Here is a 302-nt window from a genome sequence, read left to right as displayed (position 1 = left end):
CAAAACAATTCTGTTACTGTAGAAAGAAATCCAAATACCTATTATATGTATACGGACTCTTATATTGTTGCAGATGTTGGGGAGCCTTATAATCGCTCTTATGAGAGAAAAGATATTATTACTTGGAAGCAAGGCTCAATTAGAACTACTGATTTAATCGATATCTCATCTTCTCCGAATGACTATGGACAACCCTACAGATATACGGCACAATTGAAAGGTGATTTGCTGTATCGATTACCAAGAGCTCCTGAATGGTCGGTTTCCGCCGGGTTAAATTTAGAATTCAACGATGGGACAAT

Annotated in this window: 1 protein-coding gene; it reads left to right on the top strand. The window is 37.4% G+C overall.

Going from position 1 to position 302, the window contains the following annotated elements; translation table 11 throughout:
* The coding region (locus D7D25_RS18350; RefSeq protein ID WP_221408038.1) for a hypothetical protein at nucleotides 1-302 on the top strand (302 nt) is incomplete at both ends.

This window comes from Proteiniphilum sp. X52 (genome assembly GCF_003712195.1).
Classification (GTDB): Bacteria; Bacteroidota; Bacteroidia; order Bacteroidales; family Dysgonomonadaceae; genus Proteiniphilum.
Note: the sequence above shows the minus strand (reverse complement) of the source record. Positions and strands in the feature narration are given on the sequence as shown.